We start from the raw sequence: 23586 nt of genomic DNA, 5'->3' as shown, positions 1-23586 counted from the left end.
TACTTCCACCCCGCCCCGCCGGCCGGTGCCCGGGGTCGCGGGTCGGAGTCTCAGGACGGTGCGTGGGCGATGACGTACAGGCGGCGGGTGGTTTCGGCGCGGGCGGTGATCGGCCCGCGGAGGTACCACTCGACGTCGACGAGACCGGCTGCCTCCATGATGTTCACGACCTGGCCCGGGTCATGAAGGACGTAGTCCAGGTTGACCTCGTGGCCGAGGAACTCCTCGACGTGGCGGACCTCGGAGCCGGCGTGCAGGGCGAGCACCAGCCAACCGCCGGGGTCGAGCGGACGGGTCAGCGACGCGATCGCGTCAGGGAGTTCCGACACCGCCAAGTGGATCAGCGAGTACCAGCCGAGGACTGCCGCCCAGCCGGAGCTGGTCGGTGGCCGCCCGAGCCGGCGGAGATCGCCGACCTCGAAGGTACGGTCCGGAAAGCGCCGCCGCGCCTCGGCGACCATCTCCGGCGAGATGTCGACGCCGACGGCATCCGCGTCCCGGTCGGCCAGGTACGCCGTGATGTGGCCGGGCCCGGAGCCGACCTCGACGACCGGACGACCGTTGGCATGGGCAACCACCCGGTCGAGCAGCCACCGCTCGAACGGCAACCCGTCGAGCTCGTCGACCAGCTCGTCCGCGTACGCCGTCGCCACCGCGCCGTACGACGAACGCACCCGGGCGTCACGTGCCTCTGTGCCGTCGGCGATGACCGTGTCGCGGTCGACCGCCTCGACGACGGCGACTGCTTCCTCCTCGGGCACCGGGCCGAGGAGGTGAATCCACCGGCGGTCGTGCTGACCGACGCGGCGCTCCAGCTCCCGCACGAGCGGATCGGGGCGTGCGGCCATCCGGCGCAGGCATTCCTCGACGTCGGACCGGTCGGCGAACTTGTGCAGCCGCTCGGTCCGCGTCCGCAGCTCGCCGGGCGCCTGCGCACCGCGCAGCAGCAACACGGTGATCAGCGCTCGCTCATCGGTCTCGAGGCCGAGCTTCTCGTCGAGGGTCTGGTGGTATTTCAGCGTCCGACGCCCGGTGTCGACCCAGACGATCCGCAGCAGCTCGCGATCCCGCAGCGACCGCGCGACCCGCTCGACGGTCCCCTGGTCGTAGTCGACGACCGGCTCCCGATTGCTGGTCTGATTGCAGGCCGTCCGCAGCGCGTTCGCGGTGAGCGGGTACGACGCCGGCACCGTCGCCTGCTTCTCCAGCAAGCTCCCCAGCACCCGCTGATCCTCGGCATCCAGGACAGGAAGGTCACTCACCTGCCTGACCTTAGTTGCATCCCGGTGCCAGCTGGGCGCGGCGGCTGAGTGATCAGCCGGGTTGGTAGGTCTCCGGAAGGGTCAGTGGCTCGAAGGCAGTGCCGTTGCAGGCGGAGCAGAGGGCATCGTCCTGGATGCCGGAACCGGCACATTGCGTGCAGAGGCCGTCATGCCAGGACTCACCGGACAGCGAGTGGTGGGGGCGTGGGTAGTGGGTGTCGGGCAGGTAGCACTCGGCGCCGGTGCGGGCGTGCATGCGACCGCACAGGTCCTTGCCCAGACCTCTCTGCTGTTCGCTCACGGTCGGGATCTCCTCAGTGCCAGGCTCGTCAGCTGGCTTGCATCCAGGGTTGGGTCAGAACGGACTGCGGGTCGGTGGTCGCGGTGAGCACCGGGGTGGTGGACAGCCGGAGGCTTGCTTCCACCTGCCCGTAGAAAGTGTCGGCCGCGCGGACCAGGTCGTCGGCCTCGCGGGTCGTGACGGCGCGCTCCAGCCCGGCCTCGGCCGCGGCACGCTGAGCGGCACCGGCGGCGAAGAACGTCGCCCACTCGCCGAACTCCGGCGCAACCTCGGCCAGCAGCACCCATGCGTTGCGCTGCACCCGGCGGCGGCTGCCCGAACGGACCGGGCGGGCGCGGACGGCGAGCACGGCGGCCGCGACCCGGAGCGCCCCTACGTGGGCGCTCGAGTAGCGAATCAGGTGGTCACTGGTCTCCGTGGCCTCGGCCAGCGCGGCGCGGGCCCGGGACAGCTCGCGGCTGGCCGCACCGGCGGCCGCCGGCGATACCGGTGAAACTGTCATCGGTCGGTCACCCTCTCCAGTTGCCAACGGCCCGAGTCCGGGTCGTGGGCGAGATCGAACAACTCGCGGCGGCCGTGGCGACCGCATCCTGCTTCGACCCGGAACACGGTGCGCTCCGGGCCCCAGTCCGCGTCCAGCACCCCGACCGCCGCCGGGCTCGCACCCTCGGCAACCGGCCGCTCGGGGGTGAGCGTGGCGGCGGCGCGGGAACTGGGGGTCGCTGCCGCCGCCACGCCGGCTGTGGTCCTGGGGTGGGCGGTCGTGGTTGCCGCCGGGTGGATCCGAGTGGGACGGGTCGTGCGTGCCGCCGAGCAGGCTTCGGCGACCATGGCGGCATCGATCCGGGCCGGCAGCAGGTCGGACTGCGCCGCGTGGCCGGCGCGGGCGTCGTAGGTCTCGCCGGTGCCGATGATGCCGCGCTCCCACCAGGCGGCGGTCTCGGTCCATTGGGACCTGAGCGCGCAGACCCGCCAGAGGCGGCCACGCCAGAGGAACTGGTCCGGGGTCTCGATGCCGTCCACGAACACCGAGTGCACCTCGACAGCGTCGTCGAACTCCCACATGGTCCATCGCCTCCTCTGTGTCTGCTTCCCCTGATCGACGGCCGGGTCGGAGGCCCGGCGGGTAGGCCCGGGGTGGGGGTCGAGGACCACCCCGGTGCCCGGCCCGCCGGGACCACCGGATTCCGATGCGGCCGCAACTCCGCACCGGAGCCGTCCAGCTGTCCGGCTCACCCTTGTCCGGCCTCCCGACGAAACCGGATCTGAGGTAATCGAACATCTGTTCGAACAATGGAAGCGTATCGCCGCCCGCCGACAATCGTCAACGGCCCGTAATTCCGGCGCGTCGCCGGACAACCGGTCCGACCGCCAGACTGGAAGTCCAGCGACGGAGGGACGAACGGTGAAGAAGCGGACAGCCGGAATCGCCGCGGCGGCGGTCGCCGTCGTGGTGGCAGCGATCGCGCTGCCGCTCTTCCAGCCGTGGCGGCTCGTCACCGACAAGGTCGTCGACGAGGCACTACCCGGCACTGCTCCGATCTCCACACAGACATCGTCGACGACGCCACCGACAGTTTCCGTCGCTCCGGCACAACCGACGGTTCCAGTCAAGACCGGACCGAAGATTCTCCTGACCGGAAAGCTGATCGCTCACGAACACCGAACGTCCGGCACGGTCGCCGTACTCGCGCTCCCGGACGGCAGCCGGGTGCTGCGGATCGAGAACCTCGACACCTCGGACGGACCCGACCTCAAGGTGTGGCTGAGCGATGCCGAGGTGATCGCCGGCCGGGCGGGCTGGCACGTCTTCGACGACGGCGCCTACCGAAGCCTGGGCAGCCTCAAGGGCAACCATGGCAACCAGAACTACCCGATCCCCGCCGAGGTGAAGCTGGAGAGCTTCCGCAGTGTGGTGATCTGGTGCGACCGGTTCAACGTTTCGTTCGGTGCGGCCGGGCTCGCATAAGCTCAGCAGGGTGAGCAGTCATCCCAATGTGCAGAAGGTGGCCGACGCGCTGGCGGCGGCGGGGGCCACGGGCGAGATCGTGATCCTGGACGACGCGGTGCCGACCGCCGCGGCGGCGGCGGCCGAGCTCGGGTGCGAGGTCGGCGCGATCGCGAACAGCCTGATCTTCGACGGCGACGGCGCGCCGGTTCTCATCCTCACCTCGGGCGCGCACCGGGTGGACACCGCGAAGGTCGCCGCCGGGCTCGGGATCGGCAAGCTGAAGCGGGCCACGCCGGAGTTCGTCAAGGAGCACACCGGTCAGGCGATCGGCGGCGTCGCGCCGGTCGGACACCCAGGCCCGGTCCCGACCTACGTGGACACCGCCCTAGAGCAGTACGACGTGATCTGGGCCGCGGCCGGCATCCCGCACTCGGTCTTCCCGACGACGTACGGCGAGCTGCTGAAGCTCACCGCCGGGACGCCGATCAGCGTGAACTGAGTACGGCGGGAATCGCCGTACTCACGAACCGCCGGGTCAGCCCCGCGCGGGTGTGCCGCCACCACGGCCCGGTCCGGAACGCCGGGCCGTACCGCCGGCGCCGGACGTCCTCGACGACGTCCGCGGGAGCCCCCAGATAGGGCAGCACGTCGAAGGCGGCGCGCTTCGTGATCAGGTCGCCGGTCGCCAGCGTGACGTGCGCGCGGGCGATCGTGAGCAGGCTGAGGTCGACCCAGATGTCGGCGTACCAGTTGCTCCGCTTCCGGGTGGCCGGCAGCCAGAAGTCGTCCAGGTCGTGCCGGATGAAGGCGAACAGCTCCTCGTCGGTTGTCTCCGGCAACAGCTCCGACGGCGCCGGGCCGAACAGCGCGCGGTTGCCGATGGCAAGCTCTCGACGGGTCACCGGGGTCACCGGGCGGTCGAAGTACCGCTGGTGGGCGAAGGTCGGGTGCCGGACCGAGAGGTCGGCCAGCTCCGTCATGTACGAGCAGTGGAGTTTCGCGGCCAGTGGCCACTCACGGATCAGCTGCCGGTGTACGTCGGCGACAGCGGGCGGAGGTGGCGACGACGTCACGACGATCACGTCCAGGTCGCTGCGGCCCAACTGGTAGTCCCCCAGTGCCAGTGAGCCGTGCAACCAGACTGCCTCGACCGCGGCGACTTTGCAGACAGACGTGACGAAGCCGTCCAGCACACACTGGACGGCTTCATCGATCACAACGCCCAGACTAGATGGCCGGCCGGACGTCTACGTCGGCAGCCCGCACGTACGCTATCCGGTGACCGAACCAGATCTCGTAGTACTTGTCCTTGCCGAGCACCTGGACGTGGTCGGCCGGCGGTTGCCCGTCGAACGTCACGGCCCGGTAGTAGTCGGTCTCGATGTTCAGGTCACCGACCGGGTAGGACTGACCCGCGCCGATCGTGTACTGCAGCGGCGTGACCGTCTGGTAGGGAATACCGGCCGGGTACGCCGACTGCTCCGGGTACGCACGTCCGTACACCGGCACCGACGTCTTGCCCGCCTTCGGCTTCACGACGAGGCCGGGCTTGGCGAACGCGTCCGGAGCAGACGCCGGGCTCTTGAACCAGCCCAAAGCGCCCAGGTACCAAACGGCGACCCAGTCGCCCTGACGCTGCGCCACGACGTACTGCGAACCCGCTGCGGCCCGTGAGCCCATGTCGGAGACGTCTGTGGTGCCGTCGATCCCGGTCGGGTGCAGTCCGATGTCCTTGACCAGCGGAGCGTTGTCGTCGGGCGACTGACGCAGGTAGACGAAGTTGGTGCCCTGCGGCGTGCATGTGGTGTTCGGCGCGTCGCAGTTGGAGACGACCTGGACGTTGTTCGCGAAGCCCGGCTTGATCGTCACGATCGACCCCGTACGGACCGGGAAGACCTTGTGTCCGTAGATCGGCGCACCGAGCAGGTCGAAGTAGTGCTCCCAGTCCCAGTAGGGTCCCGGGTCCCAGTGCATGCCCGCCACCGTCGACGGCACCGTGCCCGGCACCTGGTCGTGGCCGATGATGTGGGCCCGGTCGAGCGGGATGTTGTTCTTCGCGGCCAGGTACTTCACCAGCTTGGCCGAGTTGCGGTACAGCGACTCGGTGAACCAGGTGGCGCCCTGCGGCGCGAAGCCCTCGTGCTCGATGCCGATGCTGTGCATGTTCACGTACCAGTTGCCGGCGTGCCAGGCGACGTCCTTGGCCTTCACGTGCTGCCAGGTGTGCCCGTCGGACGACCGCATGGTGTAGTTCCAGCTCACGTACGTCGGGTCCTGCACCAGGTTCAGCACGCCCTGCCAGGTGCCCTCGGTGTCGTGGATGACGATGTAGTCGATCTTGCCGGTCTTCGGCCGGTTGGCGAGGTCGTGGTTGCCGTAGTCGCCCGCGGTGCCGAACTCGGAGTACGGCGCCGGCAGCCACTCGCAGCCGAGGGTCGGCGGGCACTCCACGTCGGACTTCGACGGCTGCACTCCGGCCGGCAGCGACAGCTTGCCGACCTGGGCCTTGTCCGGCTTGACGGCGACGGCCGGCATCACGATCTGCTGGCCGGTGTTCGTCGTACGCGCCGCGCCCTTGGCCATGATCGAGTAGACGTCGTCGGCGAACCCTGCGGCGCCGACCTTGTCCCCCGCCTCGGCGTACGACGCCACTGCGCCGTACCACCCGGCCGGTGAGGTGGTCGCGCCGACCGGAAGGCCGAGAGACTTCTGGTACGACGCCAGCACCGCGGCGCCACCGTTGATGTTCGCGGTGACGTCGTTGCGCAGCGAGGAGGCGTCCAGCCCGGTCAGCTCCGACGCCTTCTTCAGCGTCTGCAGCGACTCGGCCGTGGCGACCTTCTGCTTGCCGGACAGGTCGGCCACCTCCGACGCACCCAGCGAGGTGAGGTGCATCGGGCCGTAGCCGCCGGACGTACTCGGGGCGCCGGCGTGGTCGTCCCAGCGCGACTCGGCGTACGAGACGGCCAGCAGGACGGACTCCGGTACGCCGTACTTCGCAGCGGCCGCGCTGTACGCCGTGGCGGCGACGGCGGACGGTGCGGTCGGCGTAGAGGGTTGTGACGCCTCGGCGGGTGGACTTCCCAACGACACGCCGACCAGGGCGGCCGGCAGCGCTACCGCAGCGAGTGCGGCAAGAATCTTCGGACGACGCAGCATGATGTTCTCCTGAACCCTTCGGGCGGGTGCCGGTCACACAGACTGGCAGCCTAGTCACTGTGGGTCGAGGCGACCCGGATGTCAACGGTTAACCAAAACTCACGTCCGAGGGTTCGATACTGACGAAAACATGCCGCGCGGGATACGGCGACTGAGGGTCACGGAAAGGGTTGCGGGGACCACGATGGAAGCTCTGCCGTTGGCGGTCACGGCCGGCTGGGCCAGTGGCGTGAATGCCTATGCCTGCGTGCTGATTCTCGGTCTGCTGGGCCGGTTCGCCGGCGCCGACGACGTACCGCACGCCCTGACCACGACGCCGGTGCTGATCGCAGCGGGTGTTCTGTTCGCCTTCGAGTTCGTCGCCGACAAGATTCCCTACATCGACTCCGCGTGGGACGCGATCTCGACGGTGATCCGGCCGACGATCGGCGCGATCATCGCCGCGATGCTGTCCGGCCAGGCGAGCACGCTGCACCAGGCGATCATCGCGACCACCGGCGGTCTGGTGGCGCTGCTCTCGCACACGGTGAAGGCCAGTCTGCGGCTGGCGATCAACACCTCCCCCGAGCCGGTCACCAACATCGCCGCCTCCTCCGGTGAGGACGTGGCCGTCGCCGGTGTGGTGTCGCTGGCCGCGTTCCATCCGGAGGCCGCGCTGATCATCGCCGGTGTCCTCCTGATCCTCGGACTGCTCGGCGTGTACTTCGCGTTCCGGTTCATCCGGCGCGGGTATGCCCGGTTCAAAGCCTGGCGTGAGAAACCTAGTGCCCCAGCTACCGGGAGCAGAGCTGCCTGATGGCCAATGTGATTGTTGTCGGGGCCGGTCTGGCCGGTCTGGCCAGTGCAGTGCGACTGGCCAAGCTGGGCCACCAGGTCACCATCTGCGAACGGGACGAGCATCTCGGCGGAGTCCTCGGCCAGGTGCAAGCAGACGGCTTCACCTGGGACGCCGGCGCGGCCAGTACGACGCTGCCGGCCGCACTGCGCGACCTGTTCCGCAAGAGCGGCCGTCCGATCGAGAGCCTGGTTCAACTGGACCCGGTGACCGAGCCGCGCCGGCACATGTTCACCGATGGCTCTGTGCTCGACCTGCCGATCAGTGACCGCGGCTCGCAGGAGGAGGCGTGGACCGACCTCGCAGGTGTGGCTGTGGCCGAGCAGTGGACCGCACTGGTCGACGCGTACGGCGACACCTGGCAGATCCTGCGGCGAAGCTCACTCGAGCCGCCACTCGAGGACAAGCTGCCGATCAAGACGATCCGCGCCCTCAAGCCCTGGCAGTCGCTGGAGAAGGTCGCCCAGCGCGGTCTCAGCGACGAACGGGCCCGCGCGGTACTGCGGCACTTCGCAGCCCAAGGCGGTTCGGACGCGACGCTCACCCCGGGGTACGTCGGCGTGTGGTCGTACTTGGAGCGCACATTCGGCCGCTGGACCATCGCCGGCGGCTTCGGCGCACTGGCCGATGCTCTGGTGCAGCGGGCGAGCGAACGGAAGATCACTGTCCGCACCAGCGCCGAGGTGGTCGCTGTGACGGCAGTAGACGGCAGGGTGACCGGCGTACGGCTGACTGACGGCACGGAGCTGACGGCGGACATCGTGGTGAGCGACGTCGACCCACGGGTGCTGTACGAGAGCTTCGTCGACGACCCAGCTGCGAAGAAGGTCCGTAAGCGGATCCTCTCGACCCACCAGGCCCAGGCGGCGTACGTCGTACATCTCGGCCTGAAGGATCCGGTGCCGGACCTGCCGTTCGAGACCGTGCTGCACGGGACGCCGACCGTCGTCGTCCGCACCGGCGGTACGGCGCCCGCCGGTCACCAGGCGTGGTCGGTGCTGGTCCACGGCTACCCCACCGACGACGTACTGGACCTGCTGGTCGCGCGCGGGCTGCCCGTCCGGGACAACGTGGTCTCGCGGCAGACGTCGCCGTCCTGGTGGGCCGGCGTGGCCTGGGAGGGCTACAGGACCGCTAGACGCCGGGCCTCCAACGTGTCGCCGGTGAAGGGTCTGTACTGCGTCGGAGCGGGCGCGCACCCGGGCTCCGGAGTGCCCGCCACCACCCTGGGCGCGGCGATCGTGGCGGACGCAATCGGGAAGGCCTGAGACCCCGGTGGGGTTGGACAAGGGAACAAACTAAGATTGGTTGTTCCTGTGTTCTGTGTCGGGGTGGTTCCCGGCGGTAGAGAGGACCTCGGTGGATCAAACCCCCACATCGGCCGATCACGACAACCCTGACAACGTGGAGCGGGCGGAGCTGGCGGCTGAGCAACAACACGTCGACCGGGTCTACGGCCGGGTCGAGGAGGCTGCTCGGTCGGCGTCACGGATCGCCGTCGAAGGTCACCAGCGTGGCCAGGCGCAGAACGTCGGCCGGGTGCGTGACGAGGAGCAGACCGGCCTGTACGAGCGGGACGTGCTCGTGTTCGCCGCTGCCCGCCGGATCGCCGAGCTGGACGCCGAGCACGAGGGCCTGGTCTTCGGCCGGCTCGACTCCGACCACGGGGACGAGCAGCCGCCCGCGGAGACGGCGGCCGGGCTGGAGAAGCTGTACGTCGGCCGGATCGGTGTCCGGGACGCGGAGTACGAGCCGCTGGTGATCGACTGGCGTGCGCCCGCGGCCGAGCCGTTCTACCGGGCCACCGCGACGGACCGGCAGAAGGTCGTGCGGCGGCGGGTCCTGCGCAACAAGGGCCCGCGGATCGTCGGCCTCGAGGACGACCTGCTGGCGCCGGAGCGGGCGCCGGAGGACCTGCCGGTGATGGGCGAAGGTGCGCTGATGGCCTCGCTGTCGCGGGCTCGTGGTCACACGATGCGCGACATCGTCGCCACCATCCAGGCCGAGCAGGACGAGGCGATCCGGGCACCGGCGCGCGGCGTCACAGTCATCGGTGGTGGACCGGGCACCGGCAAGACCGTCGTTGCTCTGCACAGGGCGGCGTACCTGCTGTACAGCGACCGCCGGCGCTTCGAGCGTGGCGGCGTACTGGTTGTCGGACCGTCCGCTGCGTTCATGGCGTACATCGAGCGGGTGCTGCCGAGCCTTGGCGAGAACACGGTCTCGCTGCGGGCTGTCGGTGAGCTGGTCGACGGTGTGAAGGCCACTGCGGTCGACGAGGCCGACGTGGCCGCGATCAAGGGCTCGCTGCGCATGCGCGCCGTGCTGTCGCGCGCTGCCCGCGACCGGGTGCCGAACGCACCGACCAATCTGCGGGTGTTCCTCGGCGGCGCCACGGTCGAGCTGGACGCCAACCAGCTCGACAACGTACGCCGGAACGCCCTGCGCCGGACTGTCCGGAACAAAGCGGCCACCGAGGCCCGGAAGGGCCTGATCGCCGCGCTGTGGCAGCGGTTCCCGGAGGACCTGCGCAACGGGCCGCTAGGCGACCGTGAGGCGTTCGGCGACCGTGTTGCGGACACTCCGGCGTTCCGGACGTTCTTCAGCCAGTGGTGGCCGGTGGTGACGCCGGAGGCCGTGCTGCGCTGGCTCGGTGACCCGCGGCGACTGCAGCGCTGGGCGCGGAACGACCTGACCCCGGCAGAGGTCGACGCACTCGCGAGAGGGATCCGCACGACGGACGAGTTCACCATTGCCGACGTTGCGCTGCTGGACGAGCTGAGCACGCTCCTCGGACGCCCACCGGTGCAGGAGAACACCGATGAGGAGTTCGACTGGCTGGAGGGCCTGACCGACGGCGTCAACGAGGTGCTGACCAGCTCCGAGCGCCGAGCCCGGGCAGCGGCAGCACGGGAGGCGGAGGAGCCGGACGAGTACGCACACGTCCTGGTCGACGAGGCGCAGGACCTCTCCCCCATGCAGTGGCGGATGGTCACCCGGCGTGGGCCTCAGGCCAGTTGGACGATCGTCGGCGACCCGGCGCAGAGCTCCTGGCCCGACCCGGACGAGGCCCGGGCCGCAATGGACTCGATGCTCTCGCACCTGCAGCGGCACTCGTTCCGGCTGTCCACCAACTATCGGAACTCGGCGGAGATCTACTCGTTCGCCGGTGAGGTGATCCGGCAGTCCATCCCGGACGCCGACCTGCCGAACGCGGTCCGCAGCACCGGGGTGGAGCCGGAGCACCGGATCTTCGACGCCGGCAAGGTCGCGGAGGCCACCTGCGACGCGGCCGCCGAGCTGCTGCAACTGGTCGAGGGCACAGTCGGCGTCATCGTGCCGCCGAAGCTGCGCCCTGCCGTCGACCAGGCGCTCGCCGAGCTGGGTGACCCACGGGTCGCCGCGCTCAGCCCGCTGGAGTCCAAGGGCCTCGAGTACGACGCGGTCGTGGTCGTCGAGCCGGACCGCATCGTCAGCGACACACTGGGCGGAGTGCGGGCGCTGTACGTCGTACTGACCCGGGCCACTCAGCGGATGATCACGATCAACAGCACCACGCGCTGGCTGCCCCAGAGCAGCAAATTAGCCGCGCGGTACGACGTACTGGACCAGGTCGGCCTCGTTGGCCTCGAGGTCGGACCAGCGGCAGGTCAGGTGCAGGATCGTGAGACCTGAGGTCGGGTACTTCTGGGTGAGCTCGACGCGCTCCGGGCTGGTCCCGTCCAGGGCCAGCTCGTCGGCGAGCCACGGGATGCCGGGGGCGTGCCCGACCACGACGACCGTGCGGGCCTCGGTCGGGGCCTCGTGGATGACGTCGAGGAGCCCGTCGGTATCGGCGTTGTAGATCCGCTTGTCGTACCAGACGTCGACCGCGGTGACGCCGGCGTCGGCGACGTACTTCCAGGTCTCGCGGGTGCGCTTCGACGGCGAGCACAGGACCAGGTCCGCTTCGATGCCCTGGGCAACGAGATGCCGGCCGGCCGCGGCGGCGTCCGCCCGGCCGCGGTCGGCGAGCGGACGTTCGAGGTCCGGCATCGAGTCCGGCTCCACCGCCTTGGCGTGCCGTAGGAGGACGAGAGTGCGGTCGATCAGCAAGTCCGACGGGTCAGCCATTGCGTCAGGATACGACGGTGGAACTAACGTTGCGGAAGACCTGTCGGGTCGCGGTCGACCTGTTCAACGTGATGAAGTGAATGCCGGGCGCTCCGCCGGCCAGCAGGCGTTCGCACAGCTCGGTCGCGATCTCGATGCCGACCTCGCGAACCGCCGCCGGCTCATCCTCCACCGCGAGCAGCCGCGAGGTGACGGCCTCCGGGAGCGCCATCCCGGTGAGCTCGGCCATCCGCTGGATCTGCTTGATGTTGGTGACCGGCATGATGCCCGGCAGCACCGGCATGTCGCAGCCGAGCGAGGCGGCGCGATCGACGAGGCGGAAGTAGTCGTCGGCGCCGAAGAACATCTGGGTGATGGCGTAGTCGGCGCCGGCCTGCGCCTTCGCGGCGAGCACCTGCGCGTCAGCCTCCAGCGAGGTCGCCTCCGGATGCTTGTCCGGGAACGCGGCGACACCGACGGAGAAGTCGCCCAGCGAACGGATCAGCTCGACCAGCTCGACCGCATGGTTGAGCCCCTCGGGGTGCGCGACCCACGGCTGGTTCGGCCCGCCGGGTGGGTCGCCCCGGAGCGCAAGCATGTTGCGCACGCCGGCCCCGGCGTACGCGCCGATCACCGAGCGCAGCTCGTCCCGCGAGTGCGAGACGCAGGTCAGGTGGCCGAGGGGTGTGAGCGAGGTGTCCTGGGCGACCCGCTCGGTGACCCGGATCGTGCCGTCCCGGGTCGTCCCGCCGGCGCCGTAGGTGATCGAGACGAAGGTCGGCCGCAGCTGCTCGATCTCGCGGATCGACCGCCACAGCACCTCCTCGGCCTCACGTGTCTTCGGTGGGAAGAACTCGAACGAGAAGGACCGGTCTCCATTCGCGAGCAGCTCGCGAATGGTCGGCGCACCGCCGGGAAGCGTCGAAGGAAGACCGTTGGCCATGCCGCTCAGGTTACCCGCGGTGCCCAGGCCTGTCTGCCCACCGACTACGCTCCGAGACGTGGATGGCGATGTGGACATTCCGGGTGGGATCCAGCGGGCGCTGAGCGGATTCCTGGACCGGCAGGAGGAGCGGCTGGCGGCCATCGGGCCGGAGCTGACCGAGCAGGTGCAGGCCGCGCGGGACGCGACCAGCGGCGGCAAGCGGCTGCGTCCGTCCTTCTGCTATTGGGGTTTCCGGGCCGCGGGTGGCGATCCGGCGCAGCCGATCCTGACCGCCGCGGCGAGCCTGGAGATGCTGCACGTCAGTGCGCTGGTCCACGACGATGTGATGGATTCTTCCGATGTACGCCGGGGCGCTCCGGCCGCTCATCGCCGGTTCGAGGCGCTGCAGCGGGAGCGGGCCGAGAAGAGCGGGCACGGTAGTGATCCGGTCGGCTTCGGGATCGGGGCGGCGATCCTGCTCGGGGATCTCTGCCTGATCTGGGCCGACGAGCTGCTGCACACCTCCGGGTTCGACGCGGCGGCGCTGGCGCGCGCGGAGCGGTACTTCGACGCTGTGCGGGTCGAGGTGACCGCCGGCCAGTACCTTGATCTGCTGGCGCAGGCGAGCGGCGAGTCGGACATGGACCTCGCGCTGCGGGTACTGCGGTACAAGTCGGCGACGTACACCATCGAGCGGCCGTTGCATGTCGGGGCCGCGCTGGCCGGTGCCGACTCGCGGTTGATCTCGGCGTTGTCGGGTTACGGGTTGCCGCTGGGCGAGGCGTTCCAGCTGCGCGACGATCTGCTCGGGGTGTTCGGCGATCCGGCGATCACCGGGAAGCCGGCCGGGGACGATCTGCGGGAGGGCAAGCGGACGGTCCTGATCGCGTACGCGGTCGATCACGCGTCGGAGGTCCAGCTGTCCGAGTTCGACCGGTTGTTCGGTCGCCCGGACCTCGACGACGACGAGATCCAGCTGCTCCGCGAGATCCTTCAGGACTCCCGCGCCGTACAGGCCTGCGAAGATCTCATCACCAACCGCACCGAGGATGCCCTCGACGCTCTGGACCAGGCGCGGCTTGCCGATGACACGAGCCGCAAAGCTCTGACCGACCTGGCGATCGCGGCCACCTCTCGCGTGGTCTAGCCGCCTACTGGCCGGCCATCAGGTTGATCAGCCGCAGCAGGTCGGCGGTGGCCGGAAGGTTGCCGAGGACGATGACCTTGAGGACGGCCCGGTCCTCGTCGTAGATGGTCTCGGCCTTCAGGTGGACCGCCTCGGGCTGGTTGAGGGCGCCGAGGATGTGGGTCGTGATGCGGTCCGCGGTGGCACGGTCGACGGCGTCGATGTGGACGATGCTGGACGCCTCGACGTGCCGGGCGGACCGGTCGACGTCGGCCACAGCGGCGGGAGCGCCGGTGAACTCCTCGAGGTCCTCGCGGGTGATGCGGTACTGCTTGCCGATCCGCACGGCCTTGAGCCGGCCGTCGCGGACGTAGTTCCGGATCGTGCGGACGTGCAACCCCAGCCGATTCGCCACCTGTTCGACCGAGTACAGCTCCTGCGCCATCTCACTAGACTATGGCAAGTTCCTTAGAATTCCCTATAAATGGTTCTACAGGGATAGATAAGGTAGTTTGAAGCACATGGTTGAGCTTGCGGGCGTGAAGGTGTTCGTCAGTGACACGGCCGTCGCCACCGACAGCGACGCCGTGCAGCTCATCGTCGACGCGTACTACGCACACCAGGCCGAGTGGATCGCGTTCACGCCGGAGCAGCTCGGCGACGAGTTCTTCGAGCTGCGGACCGGGCGAGCCGGTGCGATCACGCAGAAGTTCGTGTCGTACCAGATGGGACTTGTCGTGGTCGGCGACATCTCGTCGCGGGTCGAGGCGAGCAAGCCGCTGGCCGACTGGGTCCGGGAGAGCAACCGCGGCCGCAACCTGTTGTTCGTCGAGGATCTCGACGAGTTGACCGAGCGGCTACAGGACCGGCAGTGAGCTCAGCAGGTCCGGTGTCTTGTCCCCGGCCGTCTCGTGGATGAGCACGCGGAGCTGACCGGAGTTGGTGGTGTCCTCGGCGAAGATCTGCAGGGCGACGTCGACGGTGTCGTGGTCATGCTCGAGCAGATGCCGTAGCCCGGTCCACAGGACGACCTCTGGCTCGCCGGTCGACCGGTCGCTGAGTGAATCGGCCAGCGCGTCCCAGTTCCGGCCGAACCAGCGCGGCAGGTCGAAAGCGGTCGCGCACAGGTCCAGGAACCCTGTCTTGTCCTGGATCTCGCCGGTGTCGAGCAGCACGAACCCGAACCCGGCGGCGGCAGCTGCACGGCGTACCCCGTCTGCGGCGGCGGTGGACCGCCAGCGGTAGACGCCCGGACGTAAGCCGTCCGTCAGCAGCGCGCGGAGATCGGTCATGAGGTTCCCCCGTCTTCCGCGATGCGGCGGAAGGACTTGTAGTGGTCGTCCGTGTAGTAACGCTCCTGAGCGTTCCCGGTCACGATCCGGCGGGCACCACGGTCCTTCTCCCCCGGCGTCTTCACGGTGTACTCGTGGTAGTAGCCGCGGTCGTGCTTCGGCAGGATCTTCTCCAGGTTCCCGAACACGACGCCGTCGCGGCTGTACGGGTACGGTCCGCCCTGGTCGATCAGCTTCAGCGTGTCCTGCGCCTCCTTCGGCAGGTCGGCCACCGCGACGATCTTCAGACCGCTCTCCTGGTCGACCTCACCGGCGGTCTTCTGGTCCGCGGAGCACCCGAACAGCGATGCCGCCAGCGTGATCACCATCATGGCGATCACCACGGCCGCGACGATCCGCGCGGCCTTCGGGTTGTTGATCACCCGGCCTCCCGCAGCCGCCGGGCGAACTCGGCCGCGGCCGCACCCGGGTCGTCCGCCGCGGTGATAGCGCGTACGACGACCACTCGCGTCGCACCCGCTTCCAGTACGTCGTCCAGCCGCTCCAGGTCGATCCCACCGATCGCGAACCACGGCTTCGACTGCGGGCGGGTCGCGGCGTACGACACCAGCTCCAGACCGGCGGCCTGACGCCCCGGCTTGGTCGGCGTCTCCCAGGTCGGACCGACACAGAAGTAGTCCGACCCTTGCTCGGTCACCGCGGCGTTCACCTGGCTGAAGGTGTGCGTCGACCGGCCGATGATCGGCCCCGGTCCGGTGATCGCCCGCGCGGCATGCACCGGCAGGTCACGCTGGCCCAGGTGCAGTACGTCGGCTCCCGCCGCGAATGCGATGTCCGCGCGGTCGTTGACCGCCAGCAGCTTCCCGTGCCGCTTGCACGCGTCGGCGAACACCTCCAGCGCGGCCAGCTCGTCGGCAGCCTCCATCTCCTTCTGCCGGAGCTGCACGATGTCCACGCCACCAGCCAGCGCGGCGTCCAGGAACTGCTCGAGGTCACCCTGCTTGTCGCGGGCATCCGTACACAGGTAGAGGCGGGCGTCGTCGAGCCGTTCGGTGTGGTCAGTCACACCCCAAAGCCTGCCATGCCTGGGCAGACGTAGGCTCTACGGCATGCCTGAGCTGACATCCGATGTGGTCGTCATCGGCGCCGGGCTGATCGGTCTGGCGACGGCCTGGCGACTCGCCGCGGACGGTGTCCAGGTGGTCGTGTGCGATCCCACGCCTGGTGCACAGACGTCCAACGTCGCCGCCGGCATGCTGGCACCGGTCACCGAGGTGGAGTACGGCGAGGACGACCTGCTGGCCCTCAATCTGGCCTCAGTGAATGCCTGGCCCGCGTTCGCCGCCGAGCTGGAAGAACTCACCGGACTGCCCGCCGGCCTGAATCGGACCGGCACGCTCTCGGTCGCGTACGACGTCGACGACGCAGCCGCGCTCCGCAGGCTCGCCGACTACCAGCGGCGACTCGGCCTCGAAGTGGAGGAGCTGTCCGGTCGCGACGCCCGCCGCCGCGAACCACTGCTCGCCACCGGCGTCTCCGGCGGTGTCTGGGTGCCCGGCGACCACTCCGTCGACAACAGGCAAGCAGTCGCCACTCTCCTGCGCGCCGTCGACCTCTCCGGCGTCCAACTCATCCGCCAGCGCGTGTCTCGCGTGATCACGTCCGGTACGACGGCTACCGGCGTACTGCTCGAGAACGGCGACACCGTGCATGCGGGGTACGTGATTGCTGCGACCGGGCCGTGGTCGTCGCAGCTGGACGGCGTACCTGAGGAACTCCGTCCGCCGGTGCGGCCGGTGAAGGGTGAGGTACTCCGGCTGCGAGTCCCCGAGGCTTATCGCCCTGCCCTGCAGCACACCGTACGAGCTACTGCTCGCGGCTTCTCGGTCTACCTGGTGCCGCGGCCCGGCGGCGAGCTGGTCGTCGGCGCGACCACCAGCGAGCTCGGCTACGACACCCGCGTGCTGGCAGGCGGCGTGTTCGCGCTGCTGCGTGATGCCCGGACCGTCCTGCCGATCACCGACGAGCTCGAACTGGTCGAGGCCATCGCCGGCCTCCGCCCCGCGACTCCGGACAACGCACCGATCCTCGGGCCGTCCGGGCTGGATCGGTTGCTCTGGGCAACTGGTCACTACCGGAACGGCGTCCTGCTGACGCCGGTCACCGCACAGGTTCTGGCCGACACCGTGCGCACCGGGACGCTGCCGGACCTCGCGAAGCCCTTCCTCGCCAGCCGGTTCGGGCGCTGACTCACAGTTGCCCGCAGCAACCGGAATGCTTGTGAACGACAACAATGTAGTTCAGGCTTGAATTGTAAACATTGCATTACAGGCGTAACACGTACCCCATGGCCCCCTGTTGTCACATCTGTACCAGCGCTTACGGTCGACAGACGTCACACGGGGAGATGGTTGCCATGCACAAGGTCCTACGGGTGCTGAGCGGACTCGCCGTACCGGTCCTGACCGCGGCCGTGATCACCGCCGGCTCACCCGGCTTCGGCGCGTACAAGGTCAAGGACGGTGACACCCTCAGTCACATCGCCGACCGCTACGGCACCTCGGTCAAGACCCTGGTCGCGCTGAACCAGCTACCCGGTAACGGCAACGCGATCTACGCCGGCGAGGTCCTCAAGGTCCCCGGCAAGGGCACCACGACCTCGAAGGCGCAGCCGGGCAAACGCTCCCAGCTCGGCCGGGTGACGTACGTCGTCAAACGCGGCGACACCGTCTCGAAGATCGCGAAGCGGTTCAAGTGTTCCCAGGCCAACCTGCTGGCCGCCAACGGGCTGCGGTCCGGCGACCGCATCTACGCCGGCAAGCCGCTGCAGGTCCCGGTCAAGCTGCACCCCAAGAAGAAGGCGAAGACGCGGACCGACAACACGTTCGCCGGCCGGACGTACGCCGACCACGTCGTCGCGGCCGCCAACCGGAACCGGGCGACGTTGAAGAAGCGCAAGCTGCCGACCCGCCCGCAGATGCGGTCACTGATCGTCACCACCTCGAAGCGGTACGGCGTCGACCCGGAGCTCGCGCTCGCGGTGAGCTGGCAGGAGTCCGGCTGGAAGCAGCGGGTGGTCTCCCCGGCCAACGCGGTCGGCGCGATGCAGGTGATCCCCTCGACCGGCAAGTTCGCCTCGAGCATCGTCGGCCGGAAGCTCGATCTGCTGAAGCCGCAGGACAACGTCACCGCCGGAGTCGTCCTGCTGAGCCGGCTGACCGCCGCGGCCCGCCTCGACCTCGCGGTCGCCGGCTACTACCAGGGCCTCGGCGGCGTGAAGAAGAACGGTGTGTATCCGGACACCAAGCTGTACGTCCAGAACGTGCTCCGAATCAAGGCTCAGCTCGAGCGCGGGTGGGACCCGCTGCGGTGAGCCTGGCGCGGTCACGCTGAGGCGTTATCTACACTCTCTGAGCAGAACGTTTGGAGAGGCGGCTCACCGCAAGTGACGGACGACGTGGACATGCAGGTCAGCGACCGCCTGGTCGGGCGAGTGCTCGACGGTCGCTACCGCGTGGACTCGCGGGTCGCGAAGGGCGGTATGGCGACCGTCTACCGGGCGCTGGACACCCGGCTGGACCGGATCGTCGCGCTCAAGGTGATGCATGACGGGCTGGGTGACGACGCCCAGTTCGCCCGGCGGTTCGTGGCCGAGGCCCGGGCCGCTGCCCGCCTCTCGAACCCGAACGTGGTGGCCGTCTTCGACCAGGGCGACGACGACGGCACGCTGTTCCTGGCGATGGAGTACGTGCCCGGCCGCACACTGCGTGACGTCATCCGCGAGCAGGCGCCGCTCTCCCCAGCCCGCGCGCTGGACCTGCTGACACCGGTCCTGTCCGCATTGTCGGCCGCGCACGACGCGGGCATCGTGCACCGCGACATCAAGCCCGAGAACGTGCTGATCTCCGACAAGGGTGCCGTGAAGGTCGCCGACTTCGGTCTGGCCCGTGCGGTCAGCGCAAGCGGCAACACCGCCACGCAGGGTCTCCTGATGGGCACGGTGTCGTATCTGGCACCGGAGCTCGTCACCGACGGCAGTGCGGACGCCCGCTCGGACGTGTACTCGGCCGGCATCCTCCTGTACGAGATGCTCACCGGCAACAAGCCCCACTCCGGCGACACACCGATCCAGGTCGCGTACGCGCACGTCCACGCCGACGTACCCGCTCCGTCGCTGGAGGTGCCGAGCATCCCGCCGTACGTCGATGCGCTCGTGCAGCGTGCCACCGCGCGTGATCGGGACCTGCGGCCGACTGACGCACGTGTGTTCAGTCGGCAGGTGCACCGCGTGCGCAGCGCACTCGAGGAGGGGCTGCCGGACGATCCGGAGCTGACCGGCGACCTCACCGTGCCGATCCAGCAGATCCGGCAGGACAGCGGGTACGACGACGGCTACACGCGCGGGGAGCCGCCGCCAGGCAGCGAACCGCTCCGCCACGACACCATCGTCGTACCGGTGGACCGTGGTCGCCCGACCGGTGCTCCGGCCAAGCCATCCGCCGTACCGGCACCGCAGCGCCACCGGAGCCGCGGACCGGTCGCACTGATCGTGATCCTCGCTGCCGCGATCGGCATCGGGACGGCGGCCTGGTACTACGGCATCCACCGCTACACCTCCACGCCCAATCTGGTCGCCATGGAGCCCGCCGTCGCAGCTGCCGAGGCCGAAAAGGTTGGTCTGCACACCAGCCTCGACAACCAGGACTACTCGGAGGACGTGCCCCTGGGTGAGGTCATGGGGACCGACCCGGCCGCGGGCGACCGGATCCGGAAGAACGGTGATATCGGTCTCACCGTCTCGAAGGGTCCGGAGCGTTACCGGGTGCCGCAGCTCGTCGGTCTGCAGCTGGAGGCCGCGCAGCAGGCCCTGTCCCCGATCAAGCTGATCACGGGGCAGATCAGCGAGGTCTACAGCGAGACCGTGCCGCAGGGCCGGGTGATCGTGATCAGCCCCAGGTTCAACACGGTCGTGAAGCCGGGGACCGCGATCAACTTCGCGGTCAGCAAGGGCAAACGGCCGATCGGCGTCCCCGACTGGACCGGCAAGTCCTACCGCGACGCGAACAAGGCACTACGCAAACTCGGCTTCGTCGTCAGCCGCACCACGCAGTACGACGAGAAAGTCGCCGAGGGCAACGTGATCAGCCAGAGCCCGAACAGCGGCACGTTGTTCGCCAAGGACAAGGTGACACTGGTGGTCTCGCTCGGCCCGCCGCTGGTCGACGTACCGGACGTGAAGCGGAAGAGCACCGCCGACGCGCAGAAGATCCTCACCGACGCCGGCTTCAAGGTGACGGTGCAGAAGGCGCCGTTCAACCTCGGACTGAACATCGTCGCCGCGCAGAGCCCCAGCGCCGGCAAGAAGGCCCAGCCAGGCAGCACCATCACGATCACGGTCCTGTAGACCGTTTTGCCTTCTGGTGAAGGCTTCTGATGAGATGTCCGGCGTGAACCGCCCGCGCATCGCCGTACTCGCCCTGCTCGCGGTCGCGGCGGCGTGGGGGTCGACGTTCTTCCTGACCAAGGACCTGCTCACCAGGATGGACGTCGCCGACTACCTGGCGTTGCGGTTCCTGATCGCCTCGGTGGCGCTGGTGCTCGTGCACCCGCCGGCGATCTCCAAGCTGAGCCGCCTCGACCGCGGCCGGGCCGTTGCCCTCGGCATCACCTACGGCATCGCCCAGCTGGTGCAGACCGAGGGTCTGCGGCACACGTCGGCGAGCGTGTCCGGCTTCGTCACCGGCATGTACGTCGTCTTCACCCCGCTGCTCGGCGCGGTCATCCTGCGCCACAAGATCGGCCGCTGGGCCTGGGTCGCCGTGGTCCTCGCCACGGTCGGCCTCGGCGTACTGTCACTGCGCGGCCTCACCCTTGGGACCGGCGAGCTGCTGACGCTGGCGTCAGCCGGGCTGTACGCGCTGCACATCATCGGGCTGGGCGCGTGGTCGACCCCGAAGAACGCCTTCGGGCTGTCGTCGCTGCAGATGATCGTGATCACCTGCGTCTGCGGGATCGGCGCGCTGCCCGGTGGGTTCTCGGTGCCGAGCACCGGCCGCGACTGGGTCAGCGTCGTCTACATGGCTTTGGTGGCCGGAGCGCTCGCCCTGATCGTCCAGACGTGGGCTCAGGCACACCTGACTCCCACGCGGGCCGCGATTGCGATGACAATGGAGCCAGTGTTCGCCTCCACGTTCGCAGTACTGTTCGGCTCCGACAGCCTCACCTGGCGGATGCTGGTCGGCGGCGCACTCGTGGTGTCGGCGATGTATCTGGTCGAGCTGGCGCCGCGGCGTAAGTTCGAGGCGGAAGTGCAGCACCTGGCTCAGTAGGAGGGGATCATGCGGGAGGGCGGCCGGCACCGGTGGTTCCCGTACGTCGTGATCGCCGTCCTGCTCGCGATCCTGGCCGCCGGGACGATCAGCAATCTGGTCCGCAACCCGCAACCCCGTCTGGTCGCCGACGGCATCCCCGGCCGCGCGCCGATGCGTGCCGAGTCATCACTCGACAGTGGGAAGTACGACGACCTGGTGCGGCACGCACTGGCCGACCTCGACGGCCTCACGCTCCCGAACGGCGCCACCCTGGCCGGCTGGGACGGCCCGTGGCGGTACGTCTGGCCGCGGGACGCGTCGTTCGTCGCGGTTGCCCGGTGCGCGGTCGGTCAGTACGACCAGGCGCTCAAGGTGCTGTCGTTCCTCGACAGCGTCCGACCGGCGACCGGGCGCTGGCAGGCGCGGTACACCGAGCACGGGGACCACGTCGACGACGGACGCGCGGCGCAGCTCGACGGTTCTGGCTGGGTGCTGTGGGCTACCTGGTTCTGCCGGGCGGGCGCGACGTACTGGGACATGGTCCGGGAGTCGGCCGACCAGATCGCCACCGAGCTCGCACCGGACGGCCTGCCCGCACCCAGCTCGGACTACTGGGAGCGGCGCGAGAAGGCGCTGACGCTCGGCACGGTCGCCCCGCTGCTGACCGGGCTCCGATCCGCGATCCACATCGCCACCGACCAGCATCACCCGGCCGAGGCGACCCGCTGGCGGTCCGCGCTCGAAACGTTGTCGGCGGCCACCGATCGGGTCTTCGGGCCGGACTATGCCCGCACTCCGGCGGAGGCGACGAGCTTCGTGGAGCCGGGCGTCGAGCCGATCGGCATCGGCGGCGGCGCCGACGCGATCGTGACCGTGCTCGGTCCGCCGTTCGCCACGGCGCGGGAGGTCGTGTCGACCGCGATCGACCACGCGCACGCGGCACTGACCCAACCCAACGGCGGAGTGACGCCAGGCGAATCCTGGCGTGCGGATGGAGTGTCCTGGACGCCTCAGACTGCGTTGTTCGCGTTGAGCGCCGCAGCGCGCGGAGACCATGCCACGGCGGACACACTGCTGTCCTGGCTCGACCAGCACCGCACCAGCACCGGCGCGCTGCCGGAGAAGGTCAACCGGGATCTGGAGCCGGCCGGCGAGGCGCCACTTGCGTGGACCGCGGCGCTGGTGGTGCTCGCCGACTCGGCGCTGCGGAATCCGCTGCCCGTCCCCTAGCAGATCTCCATCACGTCGTGCGTCGGCGCGTCCGGCCGCGTCGTACTCGTCTTGCCCGAGTAGAAGAACGCGGTCGAGGAGATGTCGTCATGGAGTGGCAGGTAGCGACCGCCGGAGCGCCAGCCGAGCGCCTGGACGTCGACGCGCAGCTTCTCCTTGAAACGGATCGGGTCAGGCAGGTGGAAGCGGTACATGCCGAACCGCTGCTGGCTCTGGTACTGCCCGTCCGGCCGGATCACCTGCGGCATACCGAGGTACGGCGTACTGAACTCGGTGTAGCCGCCCAGGTGGGGTACGTCGAAGTTCCACGCGCCGCCGAAGTAGTCCTCGGTGCCGGTGCCGCAGATGGTCGGGAACTCGTCGTCGCCGTCGAGGTAGAACTTCACCTCACCCTCGCCCCACCAGCCCGTGCTGTTGACGCCCCAGGCCAGGTAGGTGCCGACGTAGTGACCGGGACCCTCGACCCCGTCCAGCAGGGTGTGGACAGTCTTCGACTCGAGCGGATTGCTCCGCCGCCACTGCGTATGCAGGTACGCCGACTTGTCCGGTACTGCGCCGAGCCAGTAGTCCACCTGGAAGTACACAACCACTGTCTCGTCGTGCGTGTTCTCCAGCGTGAACGTGGCGTGCTCGCCGAACGGCATCTCCCAGTAGCAGTTGAATCCGCCGTTCGGGTTGACCGCGACGGGCAGCGAGCTCACCTGGGCGAACTTGCCCCAGCCGGAGCAGAAGAAGTCGCCGACCGGCGTTTCGATCGCGGGCGCGGCGTCGCCGTCCCAGAATCCGCGCAGTACGAGCCGGCGCCAGTGGTCGACGTGCGTGGTGAGCCAGATGTGGGTGATGCAGCCGGAGCCGGCGATGTCCGCCAGCGTCGCGGTCTCCCCCGGCCCGATCTCGATCGACGGCGAGACCTTCCAGCCCTGGCCGAGATCGCGGGCGGCGTGCGCGCCGGTCCCCTCGGTCCGCCGCCCACCCTGACCGGGCTCGCCGGTCGGGTTCTCCGCGCTGATGGAGCGCGACTCGACATCGGCCAGCGCGCTGATGCCAGTCAGATTCCCAAGAGTCATACCGCGACCCTAGGCCCGGTCAGGTCCGCTGAGAA

The 23586-nt window shown here is 69.2% G+C and carries 25 protein-coding genes; 12 read left to right on the top strand and 13 right to left on the bottom strand.

Annotated elements, in window-relative coordinates; all coding sequences use genetic code 11:
- Positions 1-50: 50 nt before the first annotated feature.
- The 4 genes from OHA18_RS30780 to OHA18_RS30765 are packed head-to-tail and all read right to left on the bottom strand — an operon-like array spanning position 51 to position 2628.
- On the bottom strand, positions 51-1262 hold the full coding sequence (locus OHA18_RS30780; RefSeq protein ID WP_328998828.1) for a DUF480 domain-containing protein: 1212 nt from the start codon (positions 1260-1262) through the stop codon (positions 51-53).
- A gap of 52 nt (positions 1263-1314) precedes the next feature.
- Positions 1315-1563: a hypothetical protein gene (locus OHA18_RS30775; RefSeq protein WP_328998827.1), complete on the bottom strand. Its 249-nt coding sequence runs from the start codon at positions 1561-1563 to the stop codon at positions 1315-1317.
- Between the two features lie 28 nt (positions 1564-1591).
- A complete protein-coding gene (locus OHA18_RS30770) occupies positions 1592-2065 on the bottom strand; it encodes an SAV_6107 family HEPN domain-containing protein (protein WP_328998826.1) in 474 nt (157 codons plus the stop codon).
- On the bottom strand, positions 2062-2628 hold the full coding sequence (locus OHA18_RS30765) for a DUF6504 family protein (RefSeq protein ID WP_328998825.1): 567 nt from the start codon (positions 2626-2628) through the stop codon (positions 2062-2064). Before OHA18_RS30765 ends, OHA18_RS30770 begins: the two co-directional genes overlap by 4 nt.
- Positions 2629-2968: 340 nt before the next feature.
- Here OHA18_RS30765 and OHA18_RS30760 point away from each other — a divergent pair, with 340 nt between their 5' ends.
- Both OHA18_RS30760 and OHA18_RS30755 read left to right on the top strand, forming a co-directional pair.
- Positions 2969-3532, top strand: coding sequence for a DM13 domain-containing protein (locus tag OHA18_RS30760; protein WP_328998824.1), 564 nt, complete (start codon positions 2969-2971; stop codon positions 3530-3532).
- 10 nt (positions 3533-3542) lie between these two features.
- Positions 3543-4013 carry a YbaK/EbsC family protein gene (locus tag OHA18_RS30755; RefSeq protein WP_328998823.1) on the top strand — a complete coding sequence of 157 codons (471 nt, stop codon included), beginning with the start codon at positions 3543-3545 and terminating at the stop codon, positions 4011-4013.
- Here OHA18_RS30755 and OHA18_RS30750 read toward each other — a convergent pair.
- Positions 4000-4731 carry a nucleotidyltransferase domain-containing protein gene (locus OHA18_RS30750; RefSeq protein ID WP_328998822.1) on the bottom strand — a complete coding sequence of 244 codons (732 nt, stop codon included), beginning with the start codon at positions 4729-4731 and terminating at the stop codon, positions 4000-4002. The two genes, OHA18_RS30755 and OHA18_RS30750, sit on opposite strands and share 14 nt — an antisense overlap.
- A 10-nt stretch (positions 4732-4741) precedes the next feature.
- Positions 4742-6673 (bottom strand): N-acetylmuramoyl-L-alanine amidase, encoded by a 1932-nt coding sequence (locus tag OHA18_RS30745; RefSeq protein ID WP_328998821.1) that lies wholly within the window; start codon positions 6671-6673, stop codon positions 4742-4744.
- Between the two features lie 184 nt (positions 6674-6857).
- Between OHA18_RS30745 and OHA18_RS30740 the strand changes: the two genes are divergently transcribed.
- The 3 genes from OHA18_RS30740 to OHA18_RS30730 all read left to right on the top strand — a co-directional run bounded on the left by OHA18_RS30740 (position 6858) and on the right by OHA18_RS30730 (position 11183).
- On the top strand, positions 6858-7469 hold the full coding sequence (locus OHA18_RS30740; RefSeq protein WP_328998820.1) for a DUF4126 domain-containing protein: 612 nt from the start codon (positions 6858-6860) through the stop codon (positions 7467-7469).
- Entirely contained in the window at positions 7469-8776 is a 1308-nt protein-coding gene (locus OHA18_RS30735; RefSeq protein ID WP_328998819.1) for a phytoene desaturase family protein, read from the top strand. The genes OHA18_RS30740 and OHA18_RS30735 overlap by 1 nt, the downstream gene beginning before the upstream one ends.
- 136 nt (positions 8777-8912) lie before the next feature.
- Entirely contained in the window at positions 8913-11183 is a 2271-nt protein-coding gene (locus OHA18_RS30730; protein ID WP_442914344.1) for a HelD family protein, read from the top strand.
- Here the strand turns inward: OHA18_RS30730 and OHA18_RS30725 are convergent.
- Together OHA18_RS30725 and metF are read right to left on the bottom strand one after the other, a co-directional pair.
- Positions 11091-11621 carry a SixA phosphatase family protein gene (locus tag OHA18_RS30725; protein ID WP_328998817.1) on the bottom strand — a complete coding sequence of 177 codons (531 nt, stop codon included), beginning with the start codon at positions 11619-11621 and terminating at the stop codon, positions 11091-11093. The genes OHA18_RS30730 and OHA18_RS30725 overlap by 93 nt on opposite strands.
- Positions 11622-11625: 4 nt before the next feature.
- Positions 11626-12543: a methylenetetrahydrofolate reductase [NAD(P)H] gene (gene metF / locus OHA18_RS30720; RefSeq protein WP_328998816.1), complete on the bottom strand. Its 918-nt coding sequence runs from the start codon at positions 12541-12543 to the stop codon at positions 11626-11628.
- Positions 12544-12601: 58 nt separating this feature from the next.
- Here metF and OHA18_RS30715 point away from each other — a divergent pair, with 58 nt between their 5' ends.
- Positions 12602-13672: a polyprenyl synthetase family protein gene (locus tag OHA18_RS30715; protein ID WP_328998815.1), complete on the top strand. Its 1071-nt coding sequence runs from the start codon at positions 12602-12604 to the stop codon at positions 13670-13672.
- A 4-nt stretch (positions 13673-13676) separates the two neighbouring features.
- Here the strand turns inward: OHA18_RS30715 and OHA18_RS30710 are convergent, their stop codons facing one another.
- Positions 13677-14096 carry a helix-turn-helix domain-containing protein gene (locus OHA18_RS30710; RefSeq protein ID WP_328998814.1) on the bottom strand — a complete coding sequence of 140 codons (420 nt, stop codon included), beginning with the start codon at positions 14094-14096 and terminating at the stop codon, positions 13677-13679.
- 76 nt (positions 14097-14172) lie between these two features.
- On the opposite strand from OHA18_RS30710, the gene OHA18_RS30705 reads away from it, so the two are divergent.
- A complete protein-coding gene (locus tag OHA18_RS30705; protein WP_328998813.1) occupies positions 14173-14526 on the top strand; it encodes a DUF4180 domain-containing protein in 354 nt (117 codons plus the stop codon).
- Here OHA18_RS30705 and OHA18_RS30700 read toward each other — a convergent pair.
- Genes OHA18_RS30700 through thiE form a run of 3 tightly spaced genes read right to left on the bottom strand, consistent with a single transcriptional unit; the run spans position 14509 to position 16009 of the window.
- A complete protein-coding gene (locus OHA18_RS30700) occupies positions 14509-14943 on the bottom strand; it encodes a barstar family protein (RefSeq protein ID WP_328998812.1) in 435 nt (144 codons plus the stop codon). The genes OHA18_RS30705 and OHA18_RS30700 overlap by 18 nt on opposite strands.
- Entirely contained in the window at positions 14940-15365 is a 426-nt protein-coding gene (locus tag OHA18_RS30695) for a ribonuclease (protein WP_328998811.1), read from the bottom strand. Before OHA18_RS30695 ends, OHA18_RS30700 begins: the two co-directional genes overlap by 4 nt.
- The gene (gene thiE / locus OHA18_RS30690; RefSeq protein ID WP_328998810.1) at positions 15362-16009 is read right to left on the bottom strand and encodes a thiamine phosphate synthase; all 648 of its coding nucleotides are present in this window, start codon (positions 16007-16009) and stop codon (positions 15362-15364) included. Before thiE ends, OHA18_RS30695 begins: the two co-directional genes overlap by 4 nt.
- Positions 16010-16052: 43 nt before the next feature.
- Between thiE and thiO the strand changes: the two genes are divergently transcribed.
- From thiO to OHA18_RS30665, 5 genes are all read left to right on the top strand, one after another.
- Positions 16053-17192: a glycine oxidase ThiO gene (gene thiO / locus OHA18_RS30685; RefSeq protein ID WP_328998809.1), complete on the top strand. Its 1140-nt coding sequence runs from the start codon at positions 16053-16055 to the stop codon at positions 17190-17192.
- A gap of 167 nt (positions 17193-17359) precedes the next feature.
- Positions 17360-18316: a lytic transglycosylase domain-containing protein gene (locus tag OHA18_RS30680; RefSeq protein WP_328998808.1), complete on the top strand. Its 957-nt coding sequence runs from the start codon at positions 17360-17362 to the stop codon at positions 18314-18316.
- Positions 18317-18388: 72 nt separating this feature from the next.
- Positions 18389-20347 carry a Stk1 family PASTA domain-containing Ser/Thr kinase gene (pknB, locus tag OHA18_RS30675; protein ID WP_328998807.1) on the top strand — a complete coding sequence of 653 codons (1959 nt, stop codon included), beginning with the start codon at positions 18389-18391 and terminating at the stop codon, positions 20345-20347.
- Positions 20348-20390: 43 nt separating this feature from the next.
- On the top strand, positions 20391-21272 hold the full coding sequence (locus OHA18_RS30670; protein ID WP_328998806.1) for a DMT family transporter: 882 nt from the start codon (positions 20391-20393) through the stop codon (positions 21270-21272).
- A 9-nt stretch (positions 21273-21281) separates the two neighbouring features.
- A complete protein-coding gene (locus tag OHA18_RS30665) occupies positions 21282-22484 on the top strand; it encodes a glucoamylase (RefSeq protein WP_328998805.1) in 1203 nt (400 codons plus the stop codon).
- Here the strand turns inward: OHA18_RS30665 and OHA18_RS30660 are convergent.
- A complete protein-coding gene (locus OHA18_RS30660) occupies positions 22481-23551 on the bottom strand; it encodes a glycoside hydrolase family 172 protein (RefSeq protein ID WP_328998804.1) in 1071 nt (356 codons plus the stop codon). The genes OHA18_RS30665 and OHA18_RS30660 overlap by 4 nt on opposite strands.
- Positions 23552-23586 lie beyond the last annotated feature (35 nt).

Source organism: Kribbella sp. NBC_00709 (assembly GCF_036226565.1).
Lineage (GTDB): Bacteria > Actinomycetota > Actinomycetes > Propionibacteriales > Kribbellaceae > Kribbella.
Note: the sequence above shows the minus strand (reverse complement) of the source record. Positions and strands in the feature narration are given on the sequence as shown.